This is a genomic window from Synechococcus sp. CBW1108 (genome assembly GCF_015840335.1).
Lineage (GTDB): Bacteria > Cyanobacteriota > Cyanobacteriia > PCC-6307 > Cyanobiaceae > Cyanobium_A.
In genome coordinates this window covers 2,242,090-2,266,935 of sequence record NZ_CP060395.1, presented here as the reverse complement: position 1 = coordinate 2,266,935, position 24,846 = coordinate 2,242,090, and the positions used below count along the sequence as shown (strand labels likewise).

25 protein-coding genes and 2 pseudogenes are annotated in these 24,846 nt (G+C 62.2%); 12 read left to right on the top strand and 15 right to left on the bottom strand.

Features of this window, described 5'->3' with window-relative positions; genetic code table 11:
• Positions 1–11: 11 nt before the first annotated feature.
• The 5 genes from H8F27_RS12345 to H8F27_RS12325 all read right to left on the bottom strand — a co-directional run bounded on the left by H8F27_RS12345 (position 12) and on the right by H8F27_RS12325 (position 8,625).
• The gene (locus H8F27_RS12345; RefSeq protein WP_197148364.1) at positions 12–1,121 is read right to left on the bottom strand and encodes a hypothetical protein; all 1,110 of its coding nucleotides are present in this window, start codon (positions 1,119–1,121) and stop codon (positions 12–14) included.
• 97 nt (positions 1,122–1,218) lie between these two features.
• Positions 1,219–2,778, bottom strand: coding sequence for an IS1182 family transposase (locus H8F27_RS12340; protein WP_197148363.1), 1,560 nt, complete (start codon positions 2,776–2,778; stop codon positions 1,219–1,221).
• An 82-nt stretch (positions 2,779–2,860) separates the two neighbouring features.
• Entirely contained in the window at positions 2,861–6,637 is a 3,777-nt protein-coding gene (locus tag H8F27_RS12335; protein ID WP_197148362.1) for a VCBS domain-containing protein, read from the bottom strand.
• A gap of 183 nt (positions 6,638–6,820) precedes the next feature.
• On the bottom strand, positions 6,821–7,477 hold the full coding sequence (locus tag H8F27_RS12330; RefSeq protein WP_197148360.1) for a hypothetical protein: 657 nt from the start codon (positions 7,475–7,477) through the stop codon (positions 6,821–6,823).
• Positions 7,478–7,551: 74 nt separating this feature from the next.
• Positions 7,552–8,625: a DUF4347 domain-containing protein gene (locus tag H8F27_RS12325; protein ID WP_197148359.1), complete on the bottom strand. Its 1,074-nt coding sequence runs from the start codon at positions 8,623–8,625 to the stop codon at positions 7,552–7,554.
• Positions 8,626–8,802: 177 nt separating this feature from the next.
• On the opposite strand from H8F27_RS12325, the gene H8F27_RS12320 reads away from it, so the two are divergent.
• Positions 8,803–9,093, top strand: a complete 291-nt coding sequence (locus H8F27_RS12320; RefSeq protein WP_197148358.1) for a hypothetical protein — start codon at positions 8,803–8,805, stop codon at positions 9,091–9,093.
• Positions 9,094–9,168: 75 nt separating this feature from the next.
• Positions 9,169–9,711, top strand: coding sequence for a helix-turn-helix domain-containing protein (locus H8F27_RS12315; RefSeq protein ID WP_197148357.1), 543 nt, complete (start codon positions 9,169–9,171; stop codon positions 9,709–9,711).
• Here the strand turns inward: H8F27_RS12315 and H8F27_RS12310 are convergent.
• The 5 genes from H8F27_RS12310 to H8F27_RS12290 all read right to left on the bottom strand — a co-directional run bounded on the left by H8F27_RS12310 (position 9,701) and on the right by H8F27_RS12290 (position 13,863).
• Positions 9,701–10,705, bottom strand: a complete 1,005-nt coding sequence (locus H8F27_RS12310) for a M23 family metallopeptidase (RefSeq protein ID WP_197153547.1) — start codon at positions 10,703–10,705, stop codon at positions 9,701–9,703. The two genes, H8F27_RS12315 and H8F27_RS12310, sit on opposite strands and share 11 nt — an antisense overlap.
• Before the next feature lie 138 nt (positions 10,706–10,843).
• Complete coding sequence (locus H8F27_RS12305) at positions 10,844–11,551, bottom strand: biotin--[acetyl-CoA-carboxylase] ligase (protein ID WP_231596251.1); 708 nt, start codon at positions 11,549–11,551, stop codon at positions 10,844–10,846.
• Positions 11,548–12,735: an aminotransferase class I/II-fold pyridoxal phosphate-dependent enzyme gene (locus H8F27_RS12300; protein WP_197148354.1), complete on the bottom strand. Its 1,188-nt coding sequence runs from the start codon at positions 12,733–12,735 to the stop codon at positions 11,548–11,550. Before H8F27_RS12300 ends, H8F27_RS12305 begins: the two co-directional genes overlap by 4 nt.
• Positions 12,722–13,042: a thioredoxin gene (gene trxA / locus H8F27_RS12295; protein WP_197148352.1), complete on the bottom strand. Its 321-nt coding sequence runs from the start codon at positions 13,040–13,042 to the stop codon at positions 12,722–12,724. The genes H8F27_RS12300 and trxA overlap by 14 nt, the downstream gene beginning before the upstream one ends.
• A gap of 74 nt (positions 13,043–13,116) precedes the next feature.
• Positions 13,117–13,863 carry a PspA/IM30 family protein gene (locus H8F27_RS12290; RefSeq protein WP_197148351.1) on the bottom strand — a complete coding sequence of 249 codons (747 nt, stop codon included), beginning with the start codon at positions 13,861–13,863 and terminating at the stop codon, positions 13,117–13,119.
• Positions 13,864–13,951: 88 nt separating this feature from the next.
• On the opposite strand from H8F27_RS12290, the gene H8F27_RS12285 reads away from it, so the two are divergent.
• Positions 13,952–14,494, top strand: a complete 543-nt coding sequence (locus tag H8F27_RS12285; protein ID WP_197148349.1) for a DUF721 domain-containing protein — start codon at positions 13,952–13,954, stop codon at positions 14,492–14,494.
• Between the two features lies 1 nt (position 14,495).
• Here the strand turns inward: H8F27_RS12285 and H8F27_RS12280 are convergent, their stop codons facing one another.
• Together H8F27_RS12280 and H8F27_RS18315 are read right to left on the bottom strand one after the other, a co-directional pair.
• Positions 14,496–16,289: a glycosyltransferase family 39 protein gene (locus H8F27_RS12280; RefSeq protein ID WP_197148347.1), complete on the bottom strand. Its 1,794-nt coding sequence runs from the start codon at positions 16,287–16,289 to the stop codon at positions 14,496–14,498.
• 105 nt (positions 16,290–16,394) lie between these two features.
• Complete coding sequence (locus H8F27_RS18315) at positions 16,395–16,604, bottom strand: hypothetical protein (RefSeq protein ID WP_197148346.1); 210 nt, start codon at positions 16,602–16,604, stop codon at positions 16,395–16,397.
• 36 nt (positions 16,605–16,640) lie between these two features.
• On the opposite strand from H8F27_RS18315, the pseudogene H8F27_RS18310 reads away from it, so the two are divergent.
• The 5 genes and pseudogenes from H8F27_RS18310 to H8F27_RS12255 all read left to right on the top strand — a co-directional run.
• Positions 16,641–16,748 (top strand): annotated as a pseudogene (locus tag H8F27_RS18310) (hypothetical protein); the annotation flags it as partial.
• 153 nt (positions 16,749–16,901) lie between these two features.
• Positions 16,902–18,179 (top strand): hypothetical protein, encoded by a 1,278-nt coding sequence (locus H8F27_RS12270; RefSeq protein WP_231596249.1) that lies wholly within the window; start codon positions 16,902–16,904, stop codon positions 18,177–18,179.
• 13 nt (positions 18,180–18,192) lie between these two features.
• Positions 18,193–19,227 carry an IS5 family transposase gene (locus tag H8F27_RS12265; protein WP_197148341.1) on the top strand — a complete coding sequence of 345 codons (1,035 nt, stop codon included), beginning with the start codon at positions 18,193–18,195 and terminating at the stop codon, positions 19,225–19,227.
• A gap of 141 nt (positions 19,228–19,368) precedes the next feature.
• Positions 19,369–19,803, top strand: coding sequence for a hypothetical protein (locus H8F27_RS12260; protein ID WP_197148339.1), 435 nt, complete (start codon positions 19,369–19,371; stop codon positions 19,801–19,803).
• 108 nt (positions 19,804–19,911) lie between these two features.
• The gene (locus H8F27_RS12255; protein WP_231596248.1) at positions 19,912–20,577 is read left to right on the top strand and encodes a glycosyltransferase family 32 protein; all 666 of its coding nucleotides are present in this window, start codon (positions 19,912–19,914) and stop codon (positions 20,575–20,577) included.
• 342 nt (positions 20,578–20,919) lie between these two features.
• On the opposite strand, the gene H8F27_RS12250 is transcribed toward H8F27_RS12255, so the two are convergent.
• Complete coding sequence (locus H8F27_RS12250) at positions 20,920–21,060, bottom strand: hypothetical protein (protein ID WP_197148336.1); 141 nt, start codon at positions 21,058–21,060, stop codon at positions 20,920–20,922.
• 294 nt (positions 21,061–21,354) lie between these two features.
• Here H8F27_RS12250 and H8F27_RS12245 point away from each other — a divergent pair, with 294 nt between their 5' ends.
• From H8F27_RS12245 to H8F27_RS12230, 4 genes and pseudogenes are all read left to right on the top strand, one after another.
• Positions 21,355–21,705: a hypothetical protein gene (locus tag H8F27_RS12245; protein ID WP_197148335.1), complete on the top strand. Its 351-nt coding sequence runs from the start codon at positions 21,355–21,357 to the stop codon at positions 21,703–21,705.
• A gap of 382 nt (positions 21,706–22,087) precedes the next feature.
• A pseudogene (locus tag H8F27_RS12240) lies at positions 22,088–23,222 on the top strand (IS5 family transposase).
• Positions 23,223–23,445: 223 nt separating this feature from the next.
• Positions 23,446–23,721, top strand: coding sequence for an AbrB/MazE/SpoVT family DNA-binding domain-containing protein (locus H8F27_RS12235; protein ID WP_231596247.1), 276 nt, complete (start codon positions 23,446–23,448; stop codon positions 23,719–23,721).
• Positions 23,721–24,104, top strand: coding sequence for a type II toxin-antitoxin system PemK/MazF family toxin (locus tag H8F27_RS12230; RefSeq protein ID WP_197148325.1), 384 nt, complete (start codon positions 23,721–23,723; stop codon positions 24,102–24,104). The genes H8F27_RS12235 and H8F27_RS12230 overlap by 1 nt, the downstream gene beginning before the upstream one ends.
• An 81-nt stretch (positions 24,105–24,185) precedes the next feature.
• Here H8F27_RS12230 and H8F27_RS12225 read toward each other — a convergent pair whose 3' ends face one another.
• Together H8F27_RS12225 and H8F27_RS12220 are read right to left on the bottom strand one after the other, a co-directional pair.
• Entirely contained in the window at positions 24,186–24,584 is a 399-nt protein-coding gene (locus H8F27_RS12225) for a type II toxin-antitoxin system VapC family toxin (RefSeq protein ID WP_197148321.1), read from the bottom strand.
• A gap of 7 nt (positions 24,585–24,591) precedes the next feature.
• On the bottom strand, positions 24,592–24,840 hold the full coding sequence (locus H8F27_RS12220) for a type II toxin-antitoxin system Phd/YefM family antitoxin (protein WP_197148320.1): 249 nt from the start codon (positions 24,838–24,840) through the stop codon (positions 24,592–24,594).
• Positions 24,841–24,846: the final 6 nt, after the last annotated feature.

The window sequence follows — 24,846 nt, the reverse complement described above, 5'->3', positions numbered from 1 at the left end:
GGGTGCCAGGCTCAGGCGAAGCGCTGACCCAGGGCCAGGCTGAGCTCAAGCAGGCTGATAAGTGAGGCCTTGTCGGTATCCATGCGCTGGCGCAATTCACGCTGACGCCTCTCGAGCCGATCGCCCACGGGGTGCTGGCGCAGGTCGGTGCCGGAGGGCCGGTTGATCCAGCTGCGCAGCTCAACAAGCTGGTCGGGCCCAAGCGAGGCGAGGATGCTATCGAGGCTCTGGGGCTGCAACTCGGCCTGCATGCGGCCAAGGCTGTCGTAGATGGGCAGCTCCTGGCGGAGGTGCGGGTCGTAGAGCAGTAGGTCGTGGGTGCCTGTCTGGTTGCTGACCCGCTCCACCAGCTTGCGCAGGTGGGGCTCCAGATCGGCCTGGCTGGGGGCGGCAGCGGCACTGAGGCTCATCGGCAGGGCCTGCTCAGCCAAGATCTCAAGCTTGTCCGCATCTACCTGGGCCGCCACCAGGCAGTGCAGCCCGGCCGGGGAAAGCAGCTTGAACACCACCACGATGCGCTCGGCCGCGGCCACCTGGGGGGCGGCAGGCAGCAGCTTCCGCACCCAGCTGCTGAGCCTGCCGCCGCCAAAGCGGTTGATGGCGTAGAGGCTGGCGCCACCAAGGGCCAGGGCTTGCAGCATGCCGCGGGACAGGCCGGGTTCAATGCCGAGTGCTTGGGACACAAACGCCAGCGTCCGGGACTCGTCTGTGGTTGTGCTCCTGGTGCCGTTGCCGTTGCTGGTGGCAGCGCCTTGGCCATCGACTGGGGGGCTGATCAAGCCGGAGCTGGTGGCCCAGCTCATCAAGTCATCAAAGGCCCGCTCCGCATAGGCCAGCACCAAGGAGTTATCGGGCTTGGTAGAGCCGGATCCAGCATCCGAGCCGGAAGCGGCGCCCGAATCGGCCGGGCCTTCTGCGGCGGCTTCTGCGGCGGCTGTGGTTTCTAGGGTGACTGTTTCCCCTGGGGTGGCGACCGAAGAAGCAAAAGTTCTGTCGGTGGAGCTCACGGAGGCAACTTCGAACACACCGGCTTGGGGGGCTGGTTGATCGGGGGGCGGGGTGACGCCATCCGGGGATTCCGCAGCAACTAGGAGTGTGTCGCTCGTAGCGCCGCCGCTCACGCCATCCAGCGCAGCTCGGCACTTCTTTCTTTACCGTCTTCCTTTGAATTTCGGACGCGGTTCGCTGACTTCTGCTCAGCCGTGGGGGTCTGCCCCCCTATCCCGTTGCCATCGCCTCCTGCAGCCTCTGTTTCTTCAGGTGGCGCCACAGCTTGTTGAGGTTGTGGGTTGTTCCCCAGAGCATCCATTCCCCATTCACCTTGGCCAGCCCGCGCAGCAGGAAGCGCCGCAGCCCTCGCACTTCTTTGGTTTGACCAAACACCGGCTCCACGATCGTTTTGCGCTTGGCGTAGATCTCTCGGCCTTCTTTCTTGCGTAGCTTGCGGGCCATCTTGCCTTTGGCATCCAGCCCCTTGGGGATCGGGCCATAGATCGGTGGTAATGGCTGACCGTGCGGCAGCCTGCCCGTCGCGATGTGGGGGTCGGTGCCTCGCTTTTCGCAGGCAGAAACGTTGTCCTCACTCCAGTAGCCCGCATCAGCAATGAACGTCCTGGGCACCTGGGTGGTGTTGGCCATGGTGCGCTCCAGCATGGGCACCAGGTGCTCTGGATCCGGCGGTTGGTTGCTGACGCCCATCGCCACGATCACCTGGTGATCGCCATCGACGGCCGCTTGGCAGTTGTAGCCCTGCAGCAGGTTGCCGTCGCTTTTCATGATGTGGCTGTCTGGATCCGTGTAGTTCCGCTGCGCAGCGGCTGTGGGGCTGCCATCGGCCCGATGGGCCAGGCCGCGATAAGGCATGGCGTCAGCCGGCTGAGGATCCAATCCTTCCGGCTCAAGGCCTGCCTCCTGGGCCTTCTCGATCGCTAGCTCCTTGGCGGCCTCTGCTTTCTCCTGCGCCTTGGCTGCTTTGCCAGCCAGCTTCTGCTGTTCGCTGGCATCCGCTACTGCGGCATCGGCAGCAGCAGCAGCATCCGCCACCGCAGCTTCTGCCTCTGCTGCCTGCTTGGCGCGATCACGGGCAGCGGCGGCCGCTGCTTCTGCCTCCAACGCTTGTCGGGCATGGCGGATCTTCTTCAGCCGGTCCTCGCGCCGCCGCAGCTCCTTGGGCAGATCACTGCCCAGCTTGCCTTTGCCGTACTTGCCGTCTTCCTGCGCATCAAGGATCTCGGCCCGGCGCATCAGCTCCTTGATCTCCTTCTCGAGCTGCGCCTCGGCTTTGAGCATCCGCTCGTGGCTCATCGCTTTGTGTTTGGAGGCATTGGCCTGCACCTTGGTGCCGTCCAGCGCCACATGGCCCAGGCTGACCATGCCGGCCGCCTGACAGAGGCGCAGGATCTGAACGAACAGCTCGCTCAGGGCCTCAAGGTTGCGGCGCCGGAACTCACTGATCCGGCTGTGGTCCGGCTGCTGGTTGCCGGTAAGCACCCGGAAGGCCAGATCCTCGTAGCAGGCCCGCTCAATCTTCCGGGAGGAGACCGTGCCCACGCAGTAGGCGTAAAGCAGCAATAGCGTCATCATCCTGGGGTCGAAACCCTTCTCGCCACGGGGATCTTTGCTCTGGGCAGGGATCACGATCGCCGACAGATCCAGCTCATCGACCAGATCGAGCAGGAAATACACCTGATGGTCAGCGGTCAGCCAGTCACTCGGTGAGGCCGGCAGCAAGGAGGTCTGCTCCGGCTGCCAGGGACGAAAGGTCTTGCGCTTCTGCATGCCCCATTTTATCGCCCAGATCCACTGCTGTCACTGGGATCAGGGCAGATTTGGATACGTCTGTGGAGTGTCGCTGGGTGATCTACGCGCAACAGCCTCCTAGGGCATACATAATGCCGGGGTCAATGAGCTCGTCAAGATCTAAATCAACGTCGCCAAATGCATTATCAGTCAAAGATATAATGAGGGTCAGATTGCCGTCCACAACAGCGAACCGAGCTCCATCCCCAGAGTAGACTCTCGCGCCATTTTCGTCTTCTACCGATTGTTGCATGAATGGATACCAGCCTCCCGTCGTAATTGACTCGCCATCGAGGCCCAGCAGACTTCCATAATTGAACATGTATTCATCAATAGCAGCCTGAGTGTAGTACTTAGCATAGACGAGTTCGTCAAGCGGTATGCCTTCAAGCCCTTCCTGATTAGACAAGTCAACGCTGATAACCACCTGGGTACCAGGCCGTTGGTCAGCGTCAGCTGTAATTTCTACAGCGAACAGAAATGGATCCCCGAGCAATACAAGACCATCTGAAGGATCAATCCCTAATTCCTCCACGGCAGGAACCGTAATCACAACCGGCGCGTCACCAACTATCAATATAAATCCGCTAATAGCGCCTTCCGCATCTACAACGGGCTCCGCCTGGATGACGTCCTGTATCACACCGCCAGACATGGTGAAGTCGTCTTCGTTAATGTCGACTTCGACCACTGTCACCGGCTGAGTGTTGTCGGGGATGACGGCGGCGGTAGCAATGACGATGTAAAAGGAGTCGCTAACAGAAGCGCTGCCGTCGGTAGCGGTGACAAGGACGCTGATCGTGCCGACATCGCCGATGGTGGGAGTGCCGCTGAAGGTGTATGTCTCAGCGTTGAAGCTCAGCCAGCTCGGCAGAGCTGCACCACCGGCGAGGGTGGCGCTGAGGCTGAGCGTGACGCCGGCATCAGCATCAGCGAAGGTGTCGGCCGGAACGGTGAAGAAGAAGGGTGAATTTTCTGTGGCGCTCTGATTGACCAGGGGGGAAGCAACCGTCGGCGCGTCATTGACGGCGGCGACGGAAGGATCAACCGCAACGGGTGTGCCGTTGATGCTGCCGTCATTGGGTGTGAGCGTGAAGGGAGGCAGCTCAGTGCCGGCATTGACCAGGGCCAGACCGGCGGCGGTGAGTAGAACCTTGCCGGCATTTTCGCCGGTGCCAAGGATGTAATTGGTGGTATCGGAAAGGGTGACGGTGACAGGGTTGCCTTCTGCATCGGCGGTGGAGAAGGTGGCAACAACCGATCCCTCCGCATTGCCGGCGGCATCTTCTGTGAAGGCGGTGGTGCTGATCAGCGTCAGCGTCGGCGCGTCATTGACGGCGGCGACGGAAGGATCAACCGCAACGGGTGTGCCGTTGATGCTGCCGTCATTGGGTGTGAGCGTGAAGGGAGGCAGCTCAGTGCCGGCATTGACCAGGGCCAGACCGGCGGCGGTGAGTAGAACCTTGCCGGCATTTTCGCCGGTGCCAAGGATGTAATTGGTGGTATCGGAAAGGCTGACGGTGACAGGGTTGCCTTCTGCATCGGCGGTGGAGAAGGTGGCAACAACCGATCCCTCCGCATTGCCGGCGGCGTCTTCTGTGACGTCGCCGGTGCTGGTGCCGCTGATGAAAGCAGAGTCGCCGGCGCCTGTGATCGTGACGGTGATGGTTTCGCTGGCGCTGAGATCAACGGATTGGACGGTGAGGCTGTCTGTGACCGTTTCTCCAGCCGTGAGCTCCTGAACAGGAGCGCTTGCGTTATCGAGGCGATAGGTCCAAGCACCGGATTCGAAGGTGAAGGATCCGTAGGTGCCAATGAGAGCTGCGGGATCTACCGGTGCAAAGCCCGATTCACCGCTGTCGTCATCGCTGACGGAAAGGCTGCCGCTGGTGAACTCGCCCTCGCCGCCGTCTTCTGTGACGTCGCCGGTGCTGGTGCCGCTGATGACGGCGGGATAGTTTTCAGCGTTATATTGGAGTCTCGTCACCAGCACGGTGTCGAGATACGGCACATCCCATGGTGATTGAAAGAAGAGGGAAGGAAATGTAGTATTACCTAAGAGATGGGTTTCGATGCTCAGGGTCATGACCACCGGTTCATTTGACCCATTCACAAGTAACGGCTTCCACTGAGGTGTCGTGCCTGTCGGGTCCCACCATGACGGCTCTGCTTCAACCTCGTCCTCGCCAGTCAATCGAATCCGCAATCGAAATTTTGCTATCGTGTCAGCGTCTGGAAACATTGTGCGGGAGGCAGTATATATATCTGGGTCATTAATCTTCTGCCAACCTGGGTCGACATTCAAATTTGCCTCCGCGTTTGAACGCACCCGCATCCCGATCCGTGCAGGTTCGGGAGGCTCCGTCTCCGTATCGGGCACGTCGGTAAAATTAAGATACATGTTCAATGTGGCTTTCTCAGCGCCTTCCGAGGGATCGGCCCGGAAGCTCCAATAGACGATGATTTCTTCCTCCGTGACATCAAGCGGCTCAGCGAAAAAGTATTTAGCCTCAGACCACCCTTCGCCGGGTTCAGCGGAAATACCAAAGCCCGTTTCGTCGCTGCCCACACGTTGCATCCGATCAAGCAGGAACCGTGACCCATTACTAAACGACTCGGCGAAGACCGGACGCTCGAGAATATTGATTTCAAACTCCTCACGCGCCTCGGGATCTACAGGGTGACTGTTATGATTAGCGGCAACTTGGCCAGCAGAAGTGGCGACAGATTCAAGGTGTCCTCCGCCATCGGTGTAGGAGACAAGTAATCTTAGCTCCTTACCTTGATCGCCCGGGAGAATGGTGTAGGAGGGACTATCGGTGCCGACGTTGTACCAGGTGTTGCCATCGATGTGGGTGTCGGATAAGGCCTGCCAGGTGTAGGAGAAGGGGCCATTGCCATCAGGGTCATCTGTTGCAACAGCGGCGGTAAGGGTCTGACCTACAGCGAGGGTGCCGCTGATGGAGAAAACCGCATCACCGTTATCAGCAGGTGCAAAGTAGCTCTCTAATATCCGGCCAAGAATCTGTTTCCCGTAATCATTAGTATGCACCCAGTCGCGCATCCAGTAGCTGTAAGGGTCACCAGCCGTGCTTGTTGTTGCTCCAATGCCTGCTTCAGTGGCGGGCCCGAAAATAAATTCTGCGACAATGCCAGTCATGTCGAGATATTCAACATCGTTGTCTGCAGCGAAGTTCAGCAGGGCAACGCGGAAATCATCTGTCGAGAGATCGTGGTTGCCGAGGTCATCTAACTGGTCCAGCTCCCTCATGTCTTGCCGCAGAAAGAAGTAGGGGGGGGGGGGGTAAAAAATACCGCTTGGACTCCATGCGCGCGTCTGTAGAATAATTTCTGTAGTGTGACCATTTTCTAAGTCATGGGCGCGGACTTTATCGATGAGGCTTTGGTAAGCATCAAGGTTATCTCCGTTACTGATTCCACCAATCATCAACAGATCAGGGCTATATCTGGTTACATATTCCTCCACGTGATCTTGGTAAAAGCTAACTCCAGTCCCGCCTCGCGTGGACCCAATTAATTCCACTTGGCTGTTGGGGTAGGCGCGCTGGAGAAAGGCTTCAAATGGAGAATTGGCCGTGTCCTGCTGAACACTGTCGCCAAGCATCACAATTCTTAGTGGTTCCCCGTTTTGAAGCTTATTGATCGTCTCAGGAATTCGATCCCACCGACTGTTGTTGGGGTCGTAATCCAACTTGGCAGGCATGTGATCATAAAATGTATCTGCCCATTGGGCTACCTCATCGAGGGTTGTTTCCCGTAGAACCACATCATCGATGTAAAATGGTTGCGACCCAATTGGCACAAATCGAATCTGCATGCTGACGGGCAAAAATGTCCCTTCGGCGCCGATCCTGTGCTTGGCCCGAATGCGTACATTATTGCTAGACCAGTCATCAGATTGGAAGACACTTGAATATATGTCGTCAATCAGATTGCCGTTACTGTCGAAGAAAATGGCAGCCCAGTAGCCGTAGCCGCTGCTGCCGATATTGTTGACGACTTAGGGAGCTTTTGTTTTGAAGGAGAGATTATACCACTGGTTCAACGTTGTCTCTATCAGTGGCGATGCCCAGTAATTGTCCTCGACACGCAGTGAATAAATTCCCGCCGCTGCATCTGAGCTCGTCCACGACGCACCCTCGCCTTCGGTCGTCCATCCCAAATTAAATGGGTTGCTTTCAAAATCTGAGCTAATAATGATTCTGTCTGGGGCTACTTCAGACGTTTGAACAGCCACCTGAACGCCATCCAGCGCCATGATTTGATGATCAGCATCTACACTGATCCGCACAAGTTGGCCTTCGCTCAACGATTGACCCAGCAGCAGAGCTGCAAACAATTCGCCCTCATCACCCGGGCTGTCCAGCTCGGCATTGAGGCGCTGATCAATGGCATGGCCGGTTTCCTCCAGCAACACCTGGCTGATTTCGGCGGCGCCAGGACCGGAGGCCAGCCAATCGGCATTCACGTAGATGCGTTCAGTGCCGGTGTGGCCTTGGGCCGCGTAGGCCGCCGCCGCGCCATTGAGTTCCTCAGCGCTGCGCAATTCCACCGTGATCTGCAGGCCGCTGCTGTTGAGCGTTTCGGCCAGCGTGGCCTCGTTGCCCCTAAATGCAGTGGGATCGGTGCCGGCATTGCCGAAGGCTTCCTGCAGCACGTCGCCGTAGTCGCCCCGCTCAGGTAGATCGCTGAGAATCTGGTTGACGTCGCTAAGGGCCTGCTGCCATGTGTTCAGGGCCGCAGCATCGCTAAGGCGCTCTTCGCAAAGGGCGGTGAGGTGCTGTGTTGGGTGGGGGTGGTGACCGCAACCACCGCGTCTTCCTGAGCCAGCTCCGCACTGCCAACCTGCTCCTCAGAGCTGAACTCTGAGCCAATCTCCAATGCTATTTCTGCCGTGGCTTCGGCGGGCGCCTCAGCACCAGGTTCGGCAATCTGTTCAGCAACGGGCTCCGCACTGCTGGCGGCCTCCTGCTCCTCCTCCATTGCCGGTGCATCCAGCACCATGCCCAGCTCATCAATGCTCTGCTCCAGCCAGGCCAGGCTGGTTTCGACCAATCCGGTCTGCTCCTCCAGCAGCAGGTTGCCGCCCTGCTCGGTGGCACCGGTGCGGTCGCGGCTGGCGGCCACGTTCGTGCCGGTGAGGCTGGCCAGTTCCTGCACGAAGCTCACGCCCGCAGCGCTGGCGGCCACATTCGAGCCGAACAGCAGCAGGTCGGCGCCGCTGGTCAGACTGTCGGCCCAGGTGCGCAGCTGATCGCCGTAACTGCTGAGGTTGGCGGCTTCCAGTGTGCCGTTGCCCAGCTGCAGCAGGCCGTCAGCCCCCTCACTCACTATCTCCAGGCTGCTGTAGCTGCCCTGGCCGTCGAGTCGCTGCTGCAGCAGATAGTCGGAAATCTGTGCCACGCCATCGCTGGCCTGATCGAGCACCAGCAGCTCGGCATCCGCCGGGGCGCTCACCGCCAGCTCACGCCAGTCGTCCAGCGACTGATCCAGCACCACCAGGCTGAGCGCCAGGGGGGGAGGAGCTACCTCCGAAAGCAGCGGATCATCGCTGGCGCCGCCCAGGTCGCCATAGCTGTCACCCTGCACCAGGGCATCCACCGCGCCCCCCTCCAGGCCCTGCTCCTGCAGCAGCTCATTGAGGGCCACCGCCTCCTGGCTGCGCTGCAGGTCGCCGTCTAAGCCACTCTGTTGGGGGTTGGTCCAGTCGCAGCCGCCGGGCTCGCTTGAGTTGGAACCGATATCGCCGCCGCTATTCAGCCCCGTGCTGCTGGCGTCGAGATCACTCTTGAAGAGCTCTTCCAAGGCGGGGCAGATCAGCAGCTGATTTCAGCTTCGCTGGTGCCAGCTCCTGCACCCATGACTCCTGGGCCCAGCCCGCGTTTTTGGAGCCTTTGATCGCGCTTTTGACCCTTCGATGGTCGGGCGCGGCTGACAGGCAGGCAGATTTCCTTAAACTTACTTCTTGTCTCTGGTGCAGACGTGGCGGGAGCTGCCCCAGCCAAGCCCCTATCCCGCGCCGAACTCAGCCAGCGTCTGGGCGCCGAACTGGAGTTTGAACATCAGGCACCCGACCACCCCCGCCTGGGGCCGGTGCCTGCCTTGCGGGCCCGCTTGCTCAGCGAAGCCGATTTGCTGCTCAGCGAGGAGTTCTACCTGCGCCGTCAGGGGCTGCGGCAGCGTTTCAGCGAAGCCCGCTCCTGGTTGCTGCTGGTGCTGCGGGGGCGGCTGGCGCTCGATCTGGGCGATCGCAGCAATCCCCTGCTGCTCTGAGCCAATGGGACCAACCTCTGCCTTACCCGCACCACCCTGCAGGAATTCACCCTGCTGTCGGCACCGGTGCAGCTGGTGCGGCTCGCGCTGCCGCCGGGCTTGGGGTGGGCGCCGGCCGAATGGCATGGCTGCCAGCCCCTGCCCTTGCTGCAGCCGATGCTGCAACTCCTCGAGCAAGCCCAGCTCGAGCACGGCGACGAGGCCACCCGCACCCGCCTGGTCCAGGCCCTGCAGGGCTACTGCACTAGCACGCTCGAGGCCCAGAGCATCCGACTGGCCGCCAACAGTGATGACCCGCTGCAAACCCTGATCGACTGGCTCAAACCCCGCCTCGATCAACAGCTCAGCGCCGCCGATCTGGCGGCGGCCGCCTGCCTCAGCAGCCGCCGCCTGCAGGAGCTCTGCCAGCAGCGCCTGACACTCACACCGATGGAGCTGCTGCGCCAGCTGCGCCTGGAAGCCCTGCACCGCGAGCTGCTGGATCCCTGCCATCACCACCTGGGCATCAGGGCGCTCTACAAGCGCTGGCAACTGAGCGACAGCCCCAGCACCGGCCGGGCGTTCAAGGTTCGCTACGGCACAACCCCCGCCGCCTTGCGCAAGCAGCTCAGCCCCTGACGCCTGGTGTTCCTGCAGGCGGCCGCTCGAGCCTCTGCAACAGCTGCCCCATCAACAGGGCGATGGCATCGCTGCCGGCAGCTCCCTTGCCGGGATCAAGATCGCCGGGATCCACCGCCACCCAGCCACCCTCGCCGGGCAGGCGCAGCTCGAAATGGAGGTGGGGCCCGGTGCTCAGGCCCGTGCTGCCCACCCGGCCGATCACCTCGCCCTGGCGCACCCGGTCGCCCTCCTTCACATACAGCTCGCTGAGGTGGCCGTAGAGGGTGCGGCGCCGGGGACGGTCGTGCTCCACCTCAATCGCCAGGCCGTAGCCCCCCGCCAGGCCACTGCTCACCACCCGGCCGCCCAGGGCCGCCACCACCGGCGTGCCCTCCGGCGCCGCCAGATCGCGGCCGGCATGCATCAGCCAGCTGCCCAGCAGAGGATGGAGCCGGTAGCCGAAATTGCTGCTGGTTACGGCCGAGCCGATCAGGGGGAACAGCAGCTGGCGATTGCCGTTGCCGCCGATCGGCGCCGGCCGGGGCGTCACGCCAAACACATCGGCGAGCCGAAACGTGCCCCCAGCCCCCGCCAGCAGGGCTGAAACCGGCACGGTCAGGGGGGGCAGGGGGCTGGCAAAGCCGCCCGGCACCTCGCCGGCGACCAGGCCGCTGCCTCCGTTGAGGCGACCTCGCCAGCGCACCACCACGCCGCTGCTGCATTCCTGCTGGGAGAGGGCACCGCTGCGGCAGGCCTGCTGGTGGGCCGGCACATTGAAGGGGGTCATGCCGGAGCCGCTGCGAATCCGGGCCCGCTCCGCCGGGGACACCACCCCATCGCGCACAAGCGAATCGAGGGAGGCATCAAAGCGGGTGGGGGGGCGGCTCGGCAGCACCGCCGGATCGGGCCGCAGCGGTGCCGCCCTGGGGGGAAGCGCTTGCTGCTGGGCTGGCTCCTCAACTGGCTGCTCAGCTATGGGCGGCTCAACTGGAGGTGGCGGAAGCTGGGCCATGGCCCGGCCAACCATCGCCGCCACTGCTAGTGCGATCGCCACAGCTGGCAAACGCTGGACCATCTCAGGCAAGCAAAAAACTCGGCTCCCAAGGGTAGGCACCGGCACCGCCAAAGCTGGCCGGCGGGCTGGAGATGCTCAGAAATGGCGCTGCAGGGCCACCTGGCGGTTGCCCAGAGCCAGGCGCAGGCGACCGCTGCCATCCAAACCCACCACCTGCCAGCTATCACCCCCGTGGGGCCAGCCAGCCACCGGCCGCCACAGCCTGGCCTCGGCGGCGCTGCGCACCAGCTCGGGCTCGTTGGCGTGGGCGGAGGCCCAGTCGCAGGCGGCTAGGAGCCTGATCAGCAACCTCTGGGGACGGGCCTGGGGATGGCAGCGCCGGGCACCCAGGGCCTGGGCAAGGGAGATCGCGGCGGCGGGCACCCGGTTGCAACCGTTCAAGCCCAGGCCTACCTGGGCCCAGCGGATAGAGCCACCCCGCAGCCGTAGCCGCGGCAGCAGGCCCGCCAGCTTGCGGTTGTGCACCAGCAGGTCGTTGGGCCACTTCAACTGCACCGGCACCCCCAGCTGCTCCAACTGCTGGGCCAGCCCCACCGCCACCGCCAGCCCCAGGGCCGCCGAGCTAGGCAAAGCCCCGGCCCAGGGGAAGGCCGCACTGAGCCAGAGTCCACCGGCCGGTGACTGCCAGGGGCGTCCCTGCTGGCCGTGGCCGAAGCGCTGGCGCCCAGCCTGCACAGCAAGCTTGGCCAGCGGCAAGCCAAGGCCCTGGCGCTGGGCCAGCCAGCGATCCAGCTCCAGTTCCGTGCTGGCACACACCGGCAAACGGCGCAGCTGCCAGCTCAAAGACCAGCCAGCCAGACGCCGATGCGGGCGGCAGCGGCCTCCAGCTCTGCCAGCGGCTGCACCAGGGCCAGCCGCAGCCAGCCCTCCCCACCGGGGCCGAAGCCATTGCCGGGCGTCAGCGCCACGCCCGTGGCCTCGAGCAGGGCGGCGCAAAAGGCCTCCGAGCCCATGCCGGCGGCCTGGGGCGGCACCTGAAGCCAGAGGTAGAGCGCCATCGATGGCAGCTGCACCGGCCAGCCCACGGCCTCCAGGGCGGCCGCCATCCCATCGCGGCGCTGAAGGTAGGTCGTGCGCAGCTGCTCGGGGCAGTGGGGCGCCTGCTGCAGGGCAGCGATCGCCCCGGCCTGCAGGGCCAGCGACTGGTTGAAATCCACCACCCCCTTGAGTTGGCGCAGGGCGGTGATCAACCACTCAGCCCCAATCGCAAAGGCAAGGCGATAACCACCCAGGCACCAGCCCTTCGAGAGGGAGAAAAATTCGATCCCGCAGCCACGCCAGTGGGGGGAGCGCAGCAGCGCCGGCGCCTCGCCATCGAGGGCCAGGTCTACGTAGGGGTTGTCATGGGCGAACACAACGCCGTGGCGCAGGGCCAGCTCGGCGGCCCGATCAACCCAGGCCTGCTCGCCGGTGGTAGCGGTGGGGTTGTGGGGAAAACCGAGCACCATCAACTTCAGGACATCCCACTCGGTGGCGCCAAGAGCGTCGAAATCGGGCCGCCACCCCGCCGCCCCATCCAGCCGCAGCAACACCGGCTCGGCCGATGCCAAATGCAGACCGCCCATGTGGGAGGGGTAGTAGGGATCGAGCAGCAGGGCCCGATCGCCCGGATTCAGCACCGCCAGCGGCAGGTGGGCCGTGCCCTCCTGGGATCCCACCAGCAGCAGCACCTCCGTTTCCGGATCCACCGCCACCCCAAAACGCTGCTGGGCCCAGGCGGCCACGGCCAGGCGGAAGGGGAGAGTGGCCCCATGGAGGCAGTAGGCTGAGCTTGCCGGCGCTGCCAACTGGGCAGCCATCGCCTCGATCGCCACGGCAGGGGGTTGCAGGTCGGTGGAGCCGAGCGAGAGATCCACCAGCTCTGGCATCCCTAGCTCCAAAGCCCTGGCCACGTAGGCGGACTTGCGCTGGTCGTTGCGGGCAAAGACGCCGCTGCCCAGCCGAGAGAGCCGCTCAGAGATGGGCATCCACAAATGCCTGGAGCTGGGGCTTGGCCATGGCACCCTCGTGGCGAGCCAGCTCTTGGCCGCCCTTGAACAGAATCAGGGTCGGCAGACCCTGGATCTGCAGGGAATCGCGGATGGTGGGGTTGCCATCGGCCTCCAGCTTGCCCACCGCAAGGCGGCCGGTGTATTCGGCGTCCAGCCAATTCATCATCGGCGCCATCAGCCTGCAGGGACCACACCACTGGGCCCAAACATCAACCAGCACTGGGCCAGCAGCATCCAGCACCTCGGTTTGAAAATTGGCGTCGGTGAGCTGAACAACGGACACGGCAAGGCCCCGCAAACAACTGGTAGAACCCCGATTGTATGGAGAGGGAAGCCCCAGTTGGATGGCCAGGGGCCTCAGAGCTTGTCGATCGAGCGCTTCAGCTGCTCGAGCTCGGGATCGAGCTCACTCACCTTGACGGGCTCCAGCTGGGGGGCCGCCACTCCGCCGGCCAGGCGGTTCTTCAGCGCCGCAAGTTCATCGTCCACCTCGGGCGCCCCCTCCAGGGCCGCAAACTGGCTTTCCAGATCTGCACCGGCCAGCTCGGCGGCCGCTTGGCTGCGAGCCTCCAGCGTCTGCACCTTTTCCTCCATCCGCTCGAAGGCCGCCATTGAGCTGTTGGTGCCAAGGCTGCCGACGGCGCTCTGCAGCTGCTCCTGGGCCTGGGCCGCCTGGGCGCGGGCCTTGAGCATGTCCTTTTTGGTCTTGGCCTCGGCGATCCTGCTCTCGAGGGTGATCAAGCTCTTTTTGAGCTGCTCCACCTGGCCTGCCTGGCTCTGCAGCTGGGTGTTCAGGGCCGTGGCGGTGTCCTGGCAGGTCTTGCGACGGCCGAGGGCCTCACGGGCCAGGTCTTCCTCACCCTTTTTGAGCGCCAGCTCGGCTCGCTCATACCAGGTGGCTGCCTGGGATTCGGCCTGCTCTGCCTGGTTCTGGATGCGCTTCTGGCTGGCGATAGCCGTGGCCACCGCCTGGCGCAACTTGATCAGGTCCGACTGCATGTCGGCCACCGATTGGTCGAGGATCTTGGCCGGATCCTCCATGGATCCCACCGCCGCATTGGCGTTGGCCCGAATCAGGCGGCTGAGGCGATCAAAGAAGCCCATCGAAGCTGGCGGGGGGCGATGCTTGAGGGTAGCCAGAGTTTGGCGCGGTTTACCAGCGGGATTGCCGCACCCCCGATAACGTCAGCCCATGGCCAAGGCCTCCCGCCAGCAAACCCGCCAGATCGGCAACCTCAGCCTGCTGGTTCCTGCTCCGCGCCCACCCCCCAGCGGCCTGGCCAGCTGCCTGCGGGAGCTGGAGCAACGCTGGCAGCAGGGCGGGCACTTGGCGGCCCTCTGGCAGGCCTGGCCCCGCATCGCCGGCGCCCAGCTCGCCCCCCACTGCAGGCCCCTGCGCCTGCACAGCGGCCTGCTCACCGTGGGGGCGGCCCCGGGCCCCTGGCTCCAGGCCCTCCAATACAACCGGCACCAGCTGCTGGGGGCCCTGCGCGCCAATGGCTTCAGCGTGCGCGATCTGCGCCTGGAACAACACCACCCCGCGGCGGCCGCCCCCCCTGGCGGTCTGCAGGAAGGGGAGGTGTGGGCAGCCCACCCCAGCCGGGTGGATGTCCACGGCATGGCCACCTGTCCCCGCTGCAGCAGTCCGGCCCCGGCCGGGGAGATGGCCCGCTGGGGCCACTGCAGCTTCTGCCGCCAGAAGCAGCTGGCCCTGGCAGCCCGCCCCACCGGCTAACTCAATAGCGCTCTGGGCGCGGCAGCCGCCAGTCGGCGGCGACCCCCTGCCGCTGCAGCTGGGCTGCCCGCCCCTCTAGCCGGCGGCGATCCAGGCGCCAGAGGCCATAGATGCCCAGGCGATCCAGCAGCTGGGGCTCGAGGCCCTGCCAGAAGGGCAGGGCGGCGGTGCCGGTATCGATCACCATCAGCAGGGTGGGCTGCTCGCCCGGGGTGCTGGCTGGCTGGCCGGGGCGGGTCTCGGTCCGAAGCCGGTCGGCCAGGTTGACCAGGTTGTGGGGCTCGGCCCCCTCGTAGATCACCACCCGGCGGCCGTAATAGTGCAGGGAGGGCTTGAGCATCCCCACCATCGCCACCGGTTCGGAGGGGCGGGCCTGCCGAACCAGCGCCGAGGCCATCTGCCGCACCGGCAGACCCCGCAGCCGATCACCTAGCTGCCAGGCAGGTTGGAGCACCAAGGGCACAAAGGCAAGCAGGGGAAGCTGCAGCGCCAGCAGGGCGGCGGCGCCACCGCTCCGCCCCTGAGCCAAGCCCAGAACCACGGCGAGGGCGTAGAGCCCCCCGCCCAGCAACAGCCAGCCGCCGGCCAGCAGCTCCGGCGCCAGGCCCGGGATCTCCGGCGCCACGATCAGCGGCACCCAGAGGGGAGAAGCCAGCCAACCGGCCGCCAGCACGGCCGTAAGGGCAAGGCTGAGTCGCCAGGCCCAGCCTTGCCCCCGCTGGGCTGCCAGGGCAATCAGCAGGGCCGCCGCCGGCGTGGCCGGCAGCCAGTAACTGGGCAACTTGGTTGCCGCGGCGGTGAAAAACAGCAGTACCGCCAGCAACCAGCAGGCCGCGAAACGCTGCAGCGAGAGTTCCGGCGCCAGGGGCTTCGCCGGCAGCCAGCTCCAGCGAAGGGGGCCCACCCCCTGGGCCAGGCCCAGCAACAGCAGGGGCGTGGCCGGCAGGCTGGCGATCACCAGTACCGGCACGAAGAACCACCAGGGCTGCAGGTGGTTGTTCACCACCACCGTGAAGCGCTGCAGGTTGTGGTAGCCAAAAAAGCTGCGCCAGAAGGGTTCCCCTGCCACCACCAGGGCGGCCCCGTACCAGGGAAGCGCCACCAGAGCCGTGATCGCCAGCCCAGGCAGGGGCCTCAGGCGCCGCCAGAGCCCGGCCATATCCGCCTGCAACCAGCCAAACAGCAGCAGGGTCAGGCCCAGCAAAACCACTGCCACCGGCCCCTTGGCCAGCACCGCCAGGCCCAGCAGCAACCAGCAACGCCACCAGCCCTGGCCCCGGGCATAGGTCTGCCAACCCAGCAGCAGGCTGAGGGCCAGGAGCCCTGAAAACAGGGCATCACTGACGGCGATGCGGCCCCAGAGCAGCACCAGGGGGGAAAGGCCAAAGGCAAAGGCAGCCGTCAGGGCGACCAGGGCCGGCCGGCCGGGCCGCTGGGGCCAGCGCAGCAGGGTGTCTGCCAGGGCCAGCATCACGGCGCCGCAAGCCAGGGCCGAGGGCAGCCGCGCCGCCCAAGTGCCCAGGGGGTTCCAGAGCTCCTGGCCGGGGAGGGCATAGAGCATCCCCATCGCCCAGTACACCAGCGGCGGCTTATCGAAGCGAGGCAGGCCGTTCACCCGGGGGATCAACCAGTCACCGGTTTCGGCCATGGCCCGGGCCGAGGCGGCAAACAGGGGAGCGGTCTCGTCCACCAGGCCGGAGCTGCCCAGCTGCCACCCAAATAGCACCAGGGCCACCGCCGCCGTGATCAACAGCACCTGGCGGCGCTGGAGCGAAGCGACGGGCGGCGGGGCCATCCGGCCAGGGCGGAAGCTTTGAACCTATCCCGGCCAGATCTACGGGCAGCCGGCGATGGCATTGGGCACCATGGCAGCAGCTGCCAGCTGCCCTTGATGGCCGGATCACCAGCGTCGCCCGCGTGGGATGGCATGGCCCAGCAACTCTGGGAGCAGGGGCAGCAGCAGGCGGCAATCGATCGACTCCTGCTGCCCATCAACGCCGCCAAGCCGGCAATCCCGCGGCAGCTGGGCCTGCAGCTGGTTTATTAGATCTTTCAGCTGGGAGATCTGCCCGGGGCAGAGCTTTTTCTGCGCCGGCTGCTGCAGGTGCATCCGGATGATCTGGAGATCCTCGAGAACCTGGCGGTGATGCTCGGCCGTCAGGGGAAGGCGGCCGAGGCGGCGCCCTGTTTCGAGCAGGTGGTGGCCCGCTCGCCCGGCAACGTCAATGCTTGGGATGGGCTCGCAGCCAGCCTTGCCCGGCTTGAACGTTTTGCGGAGGCGCGTGCAGCCGGCGAGCGCTCCCTGGCCCTGAAAACCAAGGCAGCCCTGCCCCTGCAAGGCTGGCAGCCGCCGGCCGGCAGCCCCCAGCAGCACCTTGAGCGGCCCGGGCGCCAGCAGCTGCGTGATGTGATCGCGTTCTCGATCTGGGGCAGCAACCCCCGCTATCTGCGGGGTGCCCTACGCAATGCCCTGCTGATCCCCGACCTCTATCCCGGTTGGCAGGCCCGCTTCCACCTGGACACCACGGTGCCCTTGGAGTTCAGGGAGCTGCTGCAAAGCCTTGGCGCTGAGCTCCGGCTGATGCCCGCGGGCCAGAGCATGCGCCAGAAGCTCTGCTGGCGATTCCTGGTGGCCAACGATCCGGCCGTGGGGCGCTTCCTGGTGCGCGATTGCGATTCGGTGGTGAACCAGCGGGAGGTGGCGGCGGTGCAGCAGTGGCTCGCCTCCGAGCGCTGGTTCCATGTAATGCGCGACTGGTGGAGCCACACCGATCCAATCCTGGCGGGCATGTGGGGCGGGGTGGCCGGCGTGCTGCCGGATCTGACGGCGCTGCTGAGCGCCTACAGGCCACCCGCCAAGGAAACCGCCAATGTGGACCAGTGGTTCCTGCGCGATCTGCTCTGGGGCAGCATCAGGCCGCTGGCCCTGGTGCACGACCGCTGTTTCCGCAGCGAGGGGAGTGTGCCCTGGCCCGACCCCGAACCGGTCGGCAACCGGCACGTCGGCCAGAACGAATTTGGGGCCCAGCGGGAGGGGCAGTCCCTCTGGCTGGCGGGTTGGTTGCAGCGTTATCCGTGCCTGCAAGTGGAGGGAGAGGATCCGTTTGCACTCATCCCAACTAGCCAAGAGCCACCTGAAGACTTGGTGCTAGTCCGATGGCATAAGCCGCTGGTTGTTGACCCCAAGCCGGCAATGCCCCAGACCATAACTGGTTGGATTATGAATCTCGATCGGGCAACGCATAGATGGGCATGTATGGCACATCAACTTGAGACACTCGGATGGGTCTCGACCCATCAGCGATTTGCAGCCAAAGAGGCCACCATGGATGAAGCGAAGGCGGTTGGATTACCAAGTGCGGGCTATCTAGGCCTGTGGCGCACGACAATAAGCCTGCTAGAGGAATGGCTTGCTGATCAGGCATCTTTAAATAACTTCCTTCACCTCGTTGAGGATGATGCCGTTCTCAATCCATCGCTTCCATTGGCAATCGAGCCCCTGAAGAGCCATCAAGGCATGATCGATATTGTATTTACAGAGTCATTTCTTACAGTTCCTCTCTATCAACGCTTCCGCAGTCTTGACAAGCAAAGGCAGCATGCAAATGGAGGAATTATGGGCACCTCGAAAAATACGACCAGCCCTTGCGTTGAGGCGACAATAGCTTATAATTTGGATAGTTAATTGCATGCCTGGTATGGGCCAGAGAGGCTTCTGGGACGAGCAGCAGAGGGTTGAAAAGCTCAAAACTAAAAAACCTGTTCTTGAGCGACTTTCCCAGTCGATTCCTTGGGAATCATTTCGCCCACTGCTCGAAAGAGGTTATGCGCAAGAGCGGAAAAGCAATGCTGGTCGGCGGAGAATTGATCCTCTGATCCTCTTCAAAATGCTGGTGCTCCAACCGCTTTTCAATTTGAGCGATGATGACACTGAGTTCCAGGTAAATGATCGCCGTTCTTTTGAAGAGTTTGTTGGCTTAGGCGTAATGAACGATATTCCCGATGCTACTACTATCGCCTTTTTTAGAGAAAGGCTTCGTAAGGCTGGGGTAATCGAAGAGCTGTTTGAAAAGTTTGAGGCCTATCTCCGGTCCCAAGGCCTCGAAGCCCGTGGCGGGCAGATAATTGATGCAACGTTGGTTCCAGTGCCACGGCAGCGGAATAGCAGAGAAGACAACAAGGAGATTAAAGAGAATCGCATGCCTGAAGGATGGGACGAAATCTCAAATCTATTGCAGCAAAAGGACTTAGATGCGCGATGGGTTAAAAAGAACGGCATCAATCACTATGGCTACAAGAACAGTATCTGTATCGACGTTGAACATGGATTTATCAGACGCTATGCCGTGACACCGGCCAATATCCATGACAGTCAGATGCTGCCGATGCTCCTCGATCCTGAGAACACAGATGATTATGTTTGGGCAGATTCTGCCTTTGCAGGCGAGCGCTTTGAAGACCTACTGGATCTTGGCGGTTTTGAAAGTTGCATTCACGAAAAAGGCAGCCGCAATCACCCGCTAAGCGACGCAGCCAAAGAGCGTAACCGTATTAAATCAGCAATTAGAGCTTGTGTGGAACATGTTTTTGGCTGCATGAGCATGTCTATGGGTGGCAAGATGACTAGAAAGATTGGGCTTGAGAAAAACAAAGCATGGTGGGGTCTCAAGAATCTGACATTTAACTTCTTGCGATATCTTCTAAGAGCAAATCGTGCATTTGCACTCGAATGAGTAATAATTTTCATGAGGCTGCCTGATTCAATTTAGTCGTTTTGTTGTGCAAATCATTAGATCGTTTGGCGCCGCAAGGCGTTTTTTTTGCAAGCGGCTGTAGGTGTGAAATTCTTGATTTTTCGAGGTCCCCTTATGTTCATGAACGGAGGGCAGTATCTTGCATGCGCCTCTTCTTTTATTTTAACAAGGCGCGGGGCTAAACGCCTCTTGGAAGCAATGCGCGGCATTGAACTAAGCGGCAGGGTGCCGATCAATGATATGTTTTACAGACAACTCATCCGTGAAGGCAAGCTTTCTGCTGCCATCACACTTCCATTTTTAAGCACAATTGCACCCCTCAAAGACAGCGCAATTCAGACCTTTCGAGATCCCCGAGTCTCATTAAGTATGCACGTGGATCTAACCTTAAGAAGGCTGCATTATTTCCAAGCTTGGGAGCCACAAAAGTGCAGCGGAGTATTAAATCAACTAGCCGAACTACTAAGTGTAGCTCTTGCATCTGACGATCTAGAGACGCAAATTCTCGAGTTAATTAAAGCGGCAAGATCAAGGGGGTGGCTTAAGTCGTATTAGGGAGACTCCTGTGAGCGCAACGATCCACACTCCACTCAGCAAATGCAAATAACACAGATATATATATCAGACAACAACGAGCCACCGGTCGGCCCAATAAGGAGTTACATGAACTCCATCAAAGACGCAGCCGCTGGGCACGAATACAAATGTTACAGCGACAGCATGATTGCGCTCTTCTTGCGCGATAACTTTGGAGTGGACGTATTGGCTGCATATAGGCAGCTGAGGCCCTACTCCTTTAAGGCGGACATGGCGAGATATTGTATACTTTATAGATTTGGCGGCTGGTATATTGATGCGGGCATGCAATGGTGCCTGCCATCATTTGATGTCAACAGTCAAGTTGAATTGATAGCGTTCAGGGATATGCAGGAGTTTTTGGGAAACTCGTGGGCATGCGCACCCAGCATAATATATGCAAAGCCAAAGCATCCAGCACTGAAACTTGTATTAGAAAGAGTAATGTCAAATATTCGCAATAGGTACTACGGCCTCACCCCCCTTTGCCCTACTGGGCCAATTCCTTGGGGTGCCGCATTGGCGCAGACAGGATTAAGCAAGGGTTTAGTAATGGGCGATTTCAAGCATACTACACCTTCATATCAGCATAAGAACACATGCTGTCTTTTGCCCAGCGGCCAGATAGTCGCCCGCTGGAAGCCACTACTTCCCGCAGGAGGCAGGCTAAGCGATACCGCAAACAAGGGGTTGAATAACTACATGTCTCTTTGGAAAGATAAAAATGTCTATTGTGATGAAGATGATGATTAACTAAAATTTTACTCAGATTTGTCAAAGCAATTTCAGGTGAGGGGAGCCCCCCCCCGAAAGCCCTCCAGCAATGGAAGCCAGCCTGATCACCCCATCACCTCTGATAAGAACTGGAGCAGCAAAGGGGGTCACGCCAGTGGGACCACACAACTAACGGATCGACATAATGTTCGCCACACTGAGCAGCAGACACTCGATCCACATTAACTGAAGCAGGCCGTGGATCTACGGCCCCAGCGCTGCACATTCCGCCGCAACGCCAAGCCCCTCAAGGCGTCTCTATCAAACGTCGGAAGCTTGATGAATGCCCTTGGCCTGTTTTCGAACAGGTCGGCAACCGGATTACCGGGGAGCGCCCTCAAGCAGGGCTCGACGCAGCACGGCCGGCTCCACCCGAAAATCGGGCCGCCCCAGCGCCTGCTTGATCACCAGCTCCCACAGGCTGGCCACACTGAACACCGGCGTATCGAGCAGCAAGCGCATCGCTGGCCTCAGGCGCCTTCAAACAAATCGGCGATCTCGGCGGCGGCCAGCTGATCAAAGTCATCGGGCACCTGGCACTGGCCTCCTTTCACTTGGGCCACGCCCTCCACCATTGCAGCCCCTGCACCCTGAGAACATCGCCGCGCGCATTCGCTTTGGCGAGTACTGGCGTACTATGCTGAAAGCGGCGAGGGCTCGGCTTGGGTAGGGTTTTGGTCTTCGACATCCAGGGCTGGATCACCCTCGTCATCGGCGGCCTGCTGGCGCTGATCACTCTCTTCTCGTCCTACAGCAATGCATCCCTCCCCTTCGCCGGCACCGTCGCCCTTGATCAGCAAGTCGGAGTACTACTCCTCGTTGCCTTGGTTCCGGCGTTGGTTGGCGATGTTGAACTGGCGACCCGTCGTCGACTACGAGCTGAGAGAGATCGAGTTCGATCGGAGGGAGATCGAGTACAAGCAGAAAATGCAGCAGCTGCAGAAAGAGAGCGAGCAGCTGAAGATCGAAGACGAGCAGCGCTCGATCGCGCACGAGCAGAAGATGAGGCAGCTCGACGAGCTCGACTCCAAGTTAGATGCACTCTTGTGCAGCTCCAGCACCAGCTCGACCCCACCCCAGAGCACACCCGACAACTCCGGGGCTTGATCGCCTTCCTTCTCGAGTACCGGCCGTTCGCCTGAGGGGTGCGGTTCGCGAGGGTGCCTTCGGATTTTCCTTCCATGAGGCAATGACGAGCCCAATCACCCCGATCAACCGGGCCGATCCGTCGGTTCAGAGAGGAGCAGTTGCTCGCTCAGGCTTGCCTTCAACTGGTAGCAGGCCCGCCGCCGGGCGAGCCGGCGCTGCCAAGTAGCCCTCGTGCATGTTCAGCTGCCACAGGACCGTTGCAAGACCCACCCGTTCATCCTGGTCAACGGCCCAAAGAGAAGGGCGTGACTTCTCTGGCGGACAGCGCCGGACCAAACTACGTTTAAGAGTTTGCTGAAAAACCAAGCCTGCGCGAAAATGGATTAACCGCCCAGCCCAGATGCGAGGTCACCGGGAGCGCAGCGGCTCCCTGTTCTCCTACGTGTCGATTGAGGAGCGGATCCCGGCCAGTCATCCGCTGCGGCGGATCCGGAAACTGGCGGATCAGGCCCTCGATCGGCTCAATCCCACCTTTTGCGCGCTCTACGCCGCAGAAGGCCGGCCCTCGGTGCCGCCAGAACAGCTGCTGCTGGCCTCGTTGCTGCAGGCGTTCTACGGGATTCGCTCGGAGCGGCTGTTGCTGGAGCAGCTCCACTACAACCTGCTGTACCGCTGGTTTGTGGGCCTGAGCCCGGATGATCCGATCTGGCACCCCACCACATTCACCAAAAATCGGGAGCGGTTGCTGAACGAGCAGGTCATGGGGCGCTTCCTGGAGAAGCTGATGGGTGCTCCGGAGGTCAAGCCGCTACTCAGCGACGAACACTTCTCAGTGGATGGCACCCTGCTGCAGGCCTGGGCGTCCCATGCCTCACTGGAGCGGACCGATGGTCAGCAGGACCCACCGCCACCGTCGTCAGGCCCTGGCGAGGGCTTTGGCGCTCCAAAGCCCGGTAAGAAGCGGGCCAAGGGTGACTTCCGCGGCATCAAGCTCAGCAACAAGACCCACCGCTCCAGCGTCGATCCAGACGCCTTGCTGGCCCGCAAGTCCAATTCCCACCCGGCCCAACCCAGCTACCGAGGCCACGTGCTCATGGACAACCGCCATGCCCTGATCGTCGATTGCCGCGTTACCCAAGCAGTGGGTACCGGGGATGTCAGCCGCCAAAGCGATGGCGGCTGACATCCCCGGTGCCCACCAAAAAACCATCGGTGCCGACAAGAACTACGACACCAAGGGCTTTGTCGCCGAGATGCGTCGCATCGCCGTGACGCCGCACGTCGCTCAGAACACCGCCCGCTCTGGTGGCTCCGCCATTGATGGCCGCACCACGCGCCACGAGGGCTACGCCAAGTCGATCAATGCCCGCCGCGGTATCGAGAAGGTGTTTGGTTGGATCAAACAGTGGGGCGGTCTGCGCCAATTCAAACTGCGCGGCACCGACAAGGTGAGTGCGGTGTTTGGCCTGCACGTGATCGCCTACAACCTGATCCGGCTGGGCAACCTGCTCAAACCGGCGATGGCGGCGGCATGAACAGGTGGTTGCCCAGAGGTGTGCCAATGAGGCGGCCTCCAGGAAGCCCCAACGGGGCAAAACGCCTGAAATCGGGCGTTCTGAACCGCTGAAACGCATCATTTCAGCCCGAACGGAGCACAATCAGCTCTCTGGAGGGAAAAACGCGGCCTTTCAGGCAGTTTTTCCGCAAACTCTTAAACAGGAGATTAGAACTGGGACGGCCGGAATGGCGACAGGAGGAGTGTCGATAGGAGGAGTGCCGGCGGCTGGCCCATCTCGCCAGGCCTTGCGGCGCTGGGGTAACAGCCTGGGTGTACGGCTACCGGTGGCTATCGCCCGCGCAGCCCATCTCCAGGAAGACCAGGACATCGAGCTGAGTGTTGTGGAGGACGGGGTGCTGATCCGGCCCATCCAGCCCCGGCTGTCGCTGGAGCAGCGCTTGGCGGCGTACGTACCGATGCCGCCTGAGCCGGTCGAAGCCATGGCCTGGGAGCCGCTCGGCGCTGAAGCGACTTAATGACACCACGGCGCTTGCGTGGCACCTGGATTCCCGAGCGCGGCGAGCTGATCTGGATCGATCACAACCCTCTGGCCGGAAGGGAGTTGAGGGACCATCATCCGTTTCTGGTGCTCTCGAGCGCTACGTTTAACTCCGCCGTGGGCCTGGTGGTGGGATGCGCCATGACATCAGCGCCCTACAACCAGGGCTCTTCCATGGCCGTGGATCTTGGTCCGATTCCGGATCGGCCGGATGCCCACAGCTACGTGCTGTGCCATCAGCTGAAATCCTCCGACTGGAAGGTTCGCGGCGCCAGGCCCCATCCCATGGGGGTGGTGCCGGCTGAACAGCTCCAACAGGTGCAGGAGATCGTGGCTCAAATTCTCGGCTTCTGCCCCTGAGAAATCAAACTGGAATCAGCGATATCTTGATCTAACTGACGGTCAAGCACGAGATCATTGCCCCAAGCTGGGGAGACTCATTCAGCCCATCCCGCCCATCAGCCGCACCGGCCCCGGGTAGGCCGCCAGTTGCTGATCGGCCGTAATCAGCAACAGGCCATCGGCGCTGGCCTGGGCCAGCAACAGCCGATCAAAGGGATCGCGATGCAGGGGCGGCAGTGCGTCCACAGCCAGGGCGTGATGGGCCTGGATCGGCAGTTCCTGCCAGCCGCCATCAAGCAGGACTCGGCGCAGCACGGCCGGCTCCACCCGGAAATCGGGCCGCCCTAGCGCCTGTTTGATCACCAGCTCCCACAGGCTGGCCACACTGAACACCGGGGTGTTGGCGTGATCCTGCAGCATCGCCGCCAGGGCCGCAGGCAGCCGCTCAGGTGTGCCCTGCGCCCACACCAGCAAGTGCGTATCGAGCAGCAGGCGCATCGCTGGCTCAGGCGCCTTCAAACAGATCGGCGATCTCGGCGGCGGCCAGCTGATCAAAGTCGTCGGGCACCTGGCACTGGCCGGCCAGCAGGCCCAGGCGCCGCAGCGGCGCCGCAGCAGCGCCTGCTTCGTTGAGGGGGGTGACGCGCACCATGGGTCGGCCGGCCTTGCAGATCACAAACGATTCCCCTGCTGCTGCCTCCTCCACCAGCCGCGAGAGGTGGGTTTTGGCCTCGTGCATGTTCACCTGGCGCATGGCCGT

Bases quoted from the DNA above. Each gene is read 5' to 3' on its own strand.
- H8F27_RS12340 (WP_197148363.1), bottom strand. From the start codon at position 2,778: ATGCAGAAGCGCAAGACCTTTCGTCCCTGGCAGCCGGAGCAGACCTCC.
- H8F27_RS12335 (WP_197148362.1), bottom strand. From the start codon at position 6,637: ATGCAGATTCGATTTGTGCCAATTGGGTCGCAACCATTTTACATCGAT.
- H8F27_RS12310 (WP_197153547.1), bottom strand. From the start codon at position 10,705: ATGGCCCAGCTTCCGCCACCTCCAGTTGAGCCGCCCATAGCTGAGCAG.
- H8F27_RS12300 (WP_197148354.1), bottom strand. From the start codon at position 12,735: ATGCCCATCTCTGAGCGGCTCTCTCGGCTGGGCAGCGGCGTCTTTGCC.
- H8F27_RS12290 (WP_197148351.1), bottom strand. From the start codon at position 13,863: ATGGGCTTCTTTGATCGCCTCAGCCGCCTGATTCGGGCCAACGCCAAT.
- H8F27_RS12285 (WP_197148349.1), top strand. From the start codon at position 13,952: ATGGCCAAGGCCTCCCGCCAGCAAACCCGCCAGATCGGCAACCTCAGC.
- H8F27_RS12280 (WP_197148347.1), bottom strand. From the start codon at position 16,289: ATGGCCCCGCCGCCCGTCGCTTCGCTCCAGCGCCGCCAGGTGCTGTTG.
- H8F27_RS18315 (WP_197148346.1), bottom strand. From the start codon at position 16,604: ATGCACCTGCAGCAGCCGGCGCAGAAAAAGCTCTGCCCCGGGCAGATC.
- H8F27_RS12265 (WP_197148341.1), top strand. From the start codon at position 18,193: ATGGGCCAGAGAGGCTTCTGGGACGAGCAGCAGAGGGTTGAAAAGCTC.
- H8F27_RS12260 (WP_197148339.1), top strand. From the start codon at position 19,369: ATGAACGGAGGGCAGTATCTTGCATGCGCCTCTTCTTTTATTTTAACA.
- H8F27_RS12255 (WP_231596248.1), top strand. From the start codon at position 19,912: ATGAACTCCATCAAAGACGCAGCCGCTGGGCACGAATACAAATGTTAC.
- H8F27_RS12250 (WP_197148336.1), bottom strand. From the start codon at position 21,060: ATGCGCTTGCTGCTCGATACGCCGGTGTTCAGTGTGGCCAGCCTGTGG.
- H8F27_RS12245 (WP_197148335.1), top strand. From the start codon at position 21,355: ATGCATCCCTCCCCTTCGCCGGCACCGTCGCCCTTGATCAGCAAGTCG.
- H8F27_RS12230 (WP_197148325.1), top strand. From the start codon at position 23,721: ATGACACCACGGCGCTTGCGTGGCACCTGGATTCCCGAGCGCGGCGAG.
- H8F27_RS12225 (WP_197148321.1), bottom strand. From the start codon at position 24,584: ATGCGCCTGCTGCTCGATACGCACTTGCTGGTGTGGGCGCAGGGCACA.
- H8F27_RS12220 (WP_197148320.1), bottom strand. From the start codon at position 24,840: ATGCGCCAGGTGAACATGCACGAGGCCAAAACCCACCTCTCGCGGCTG.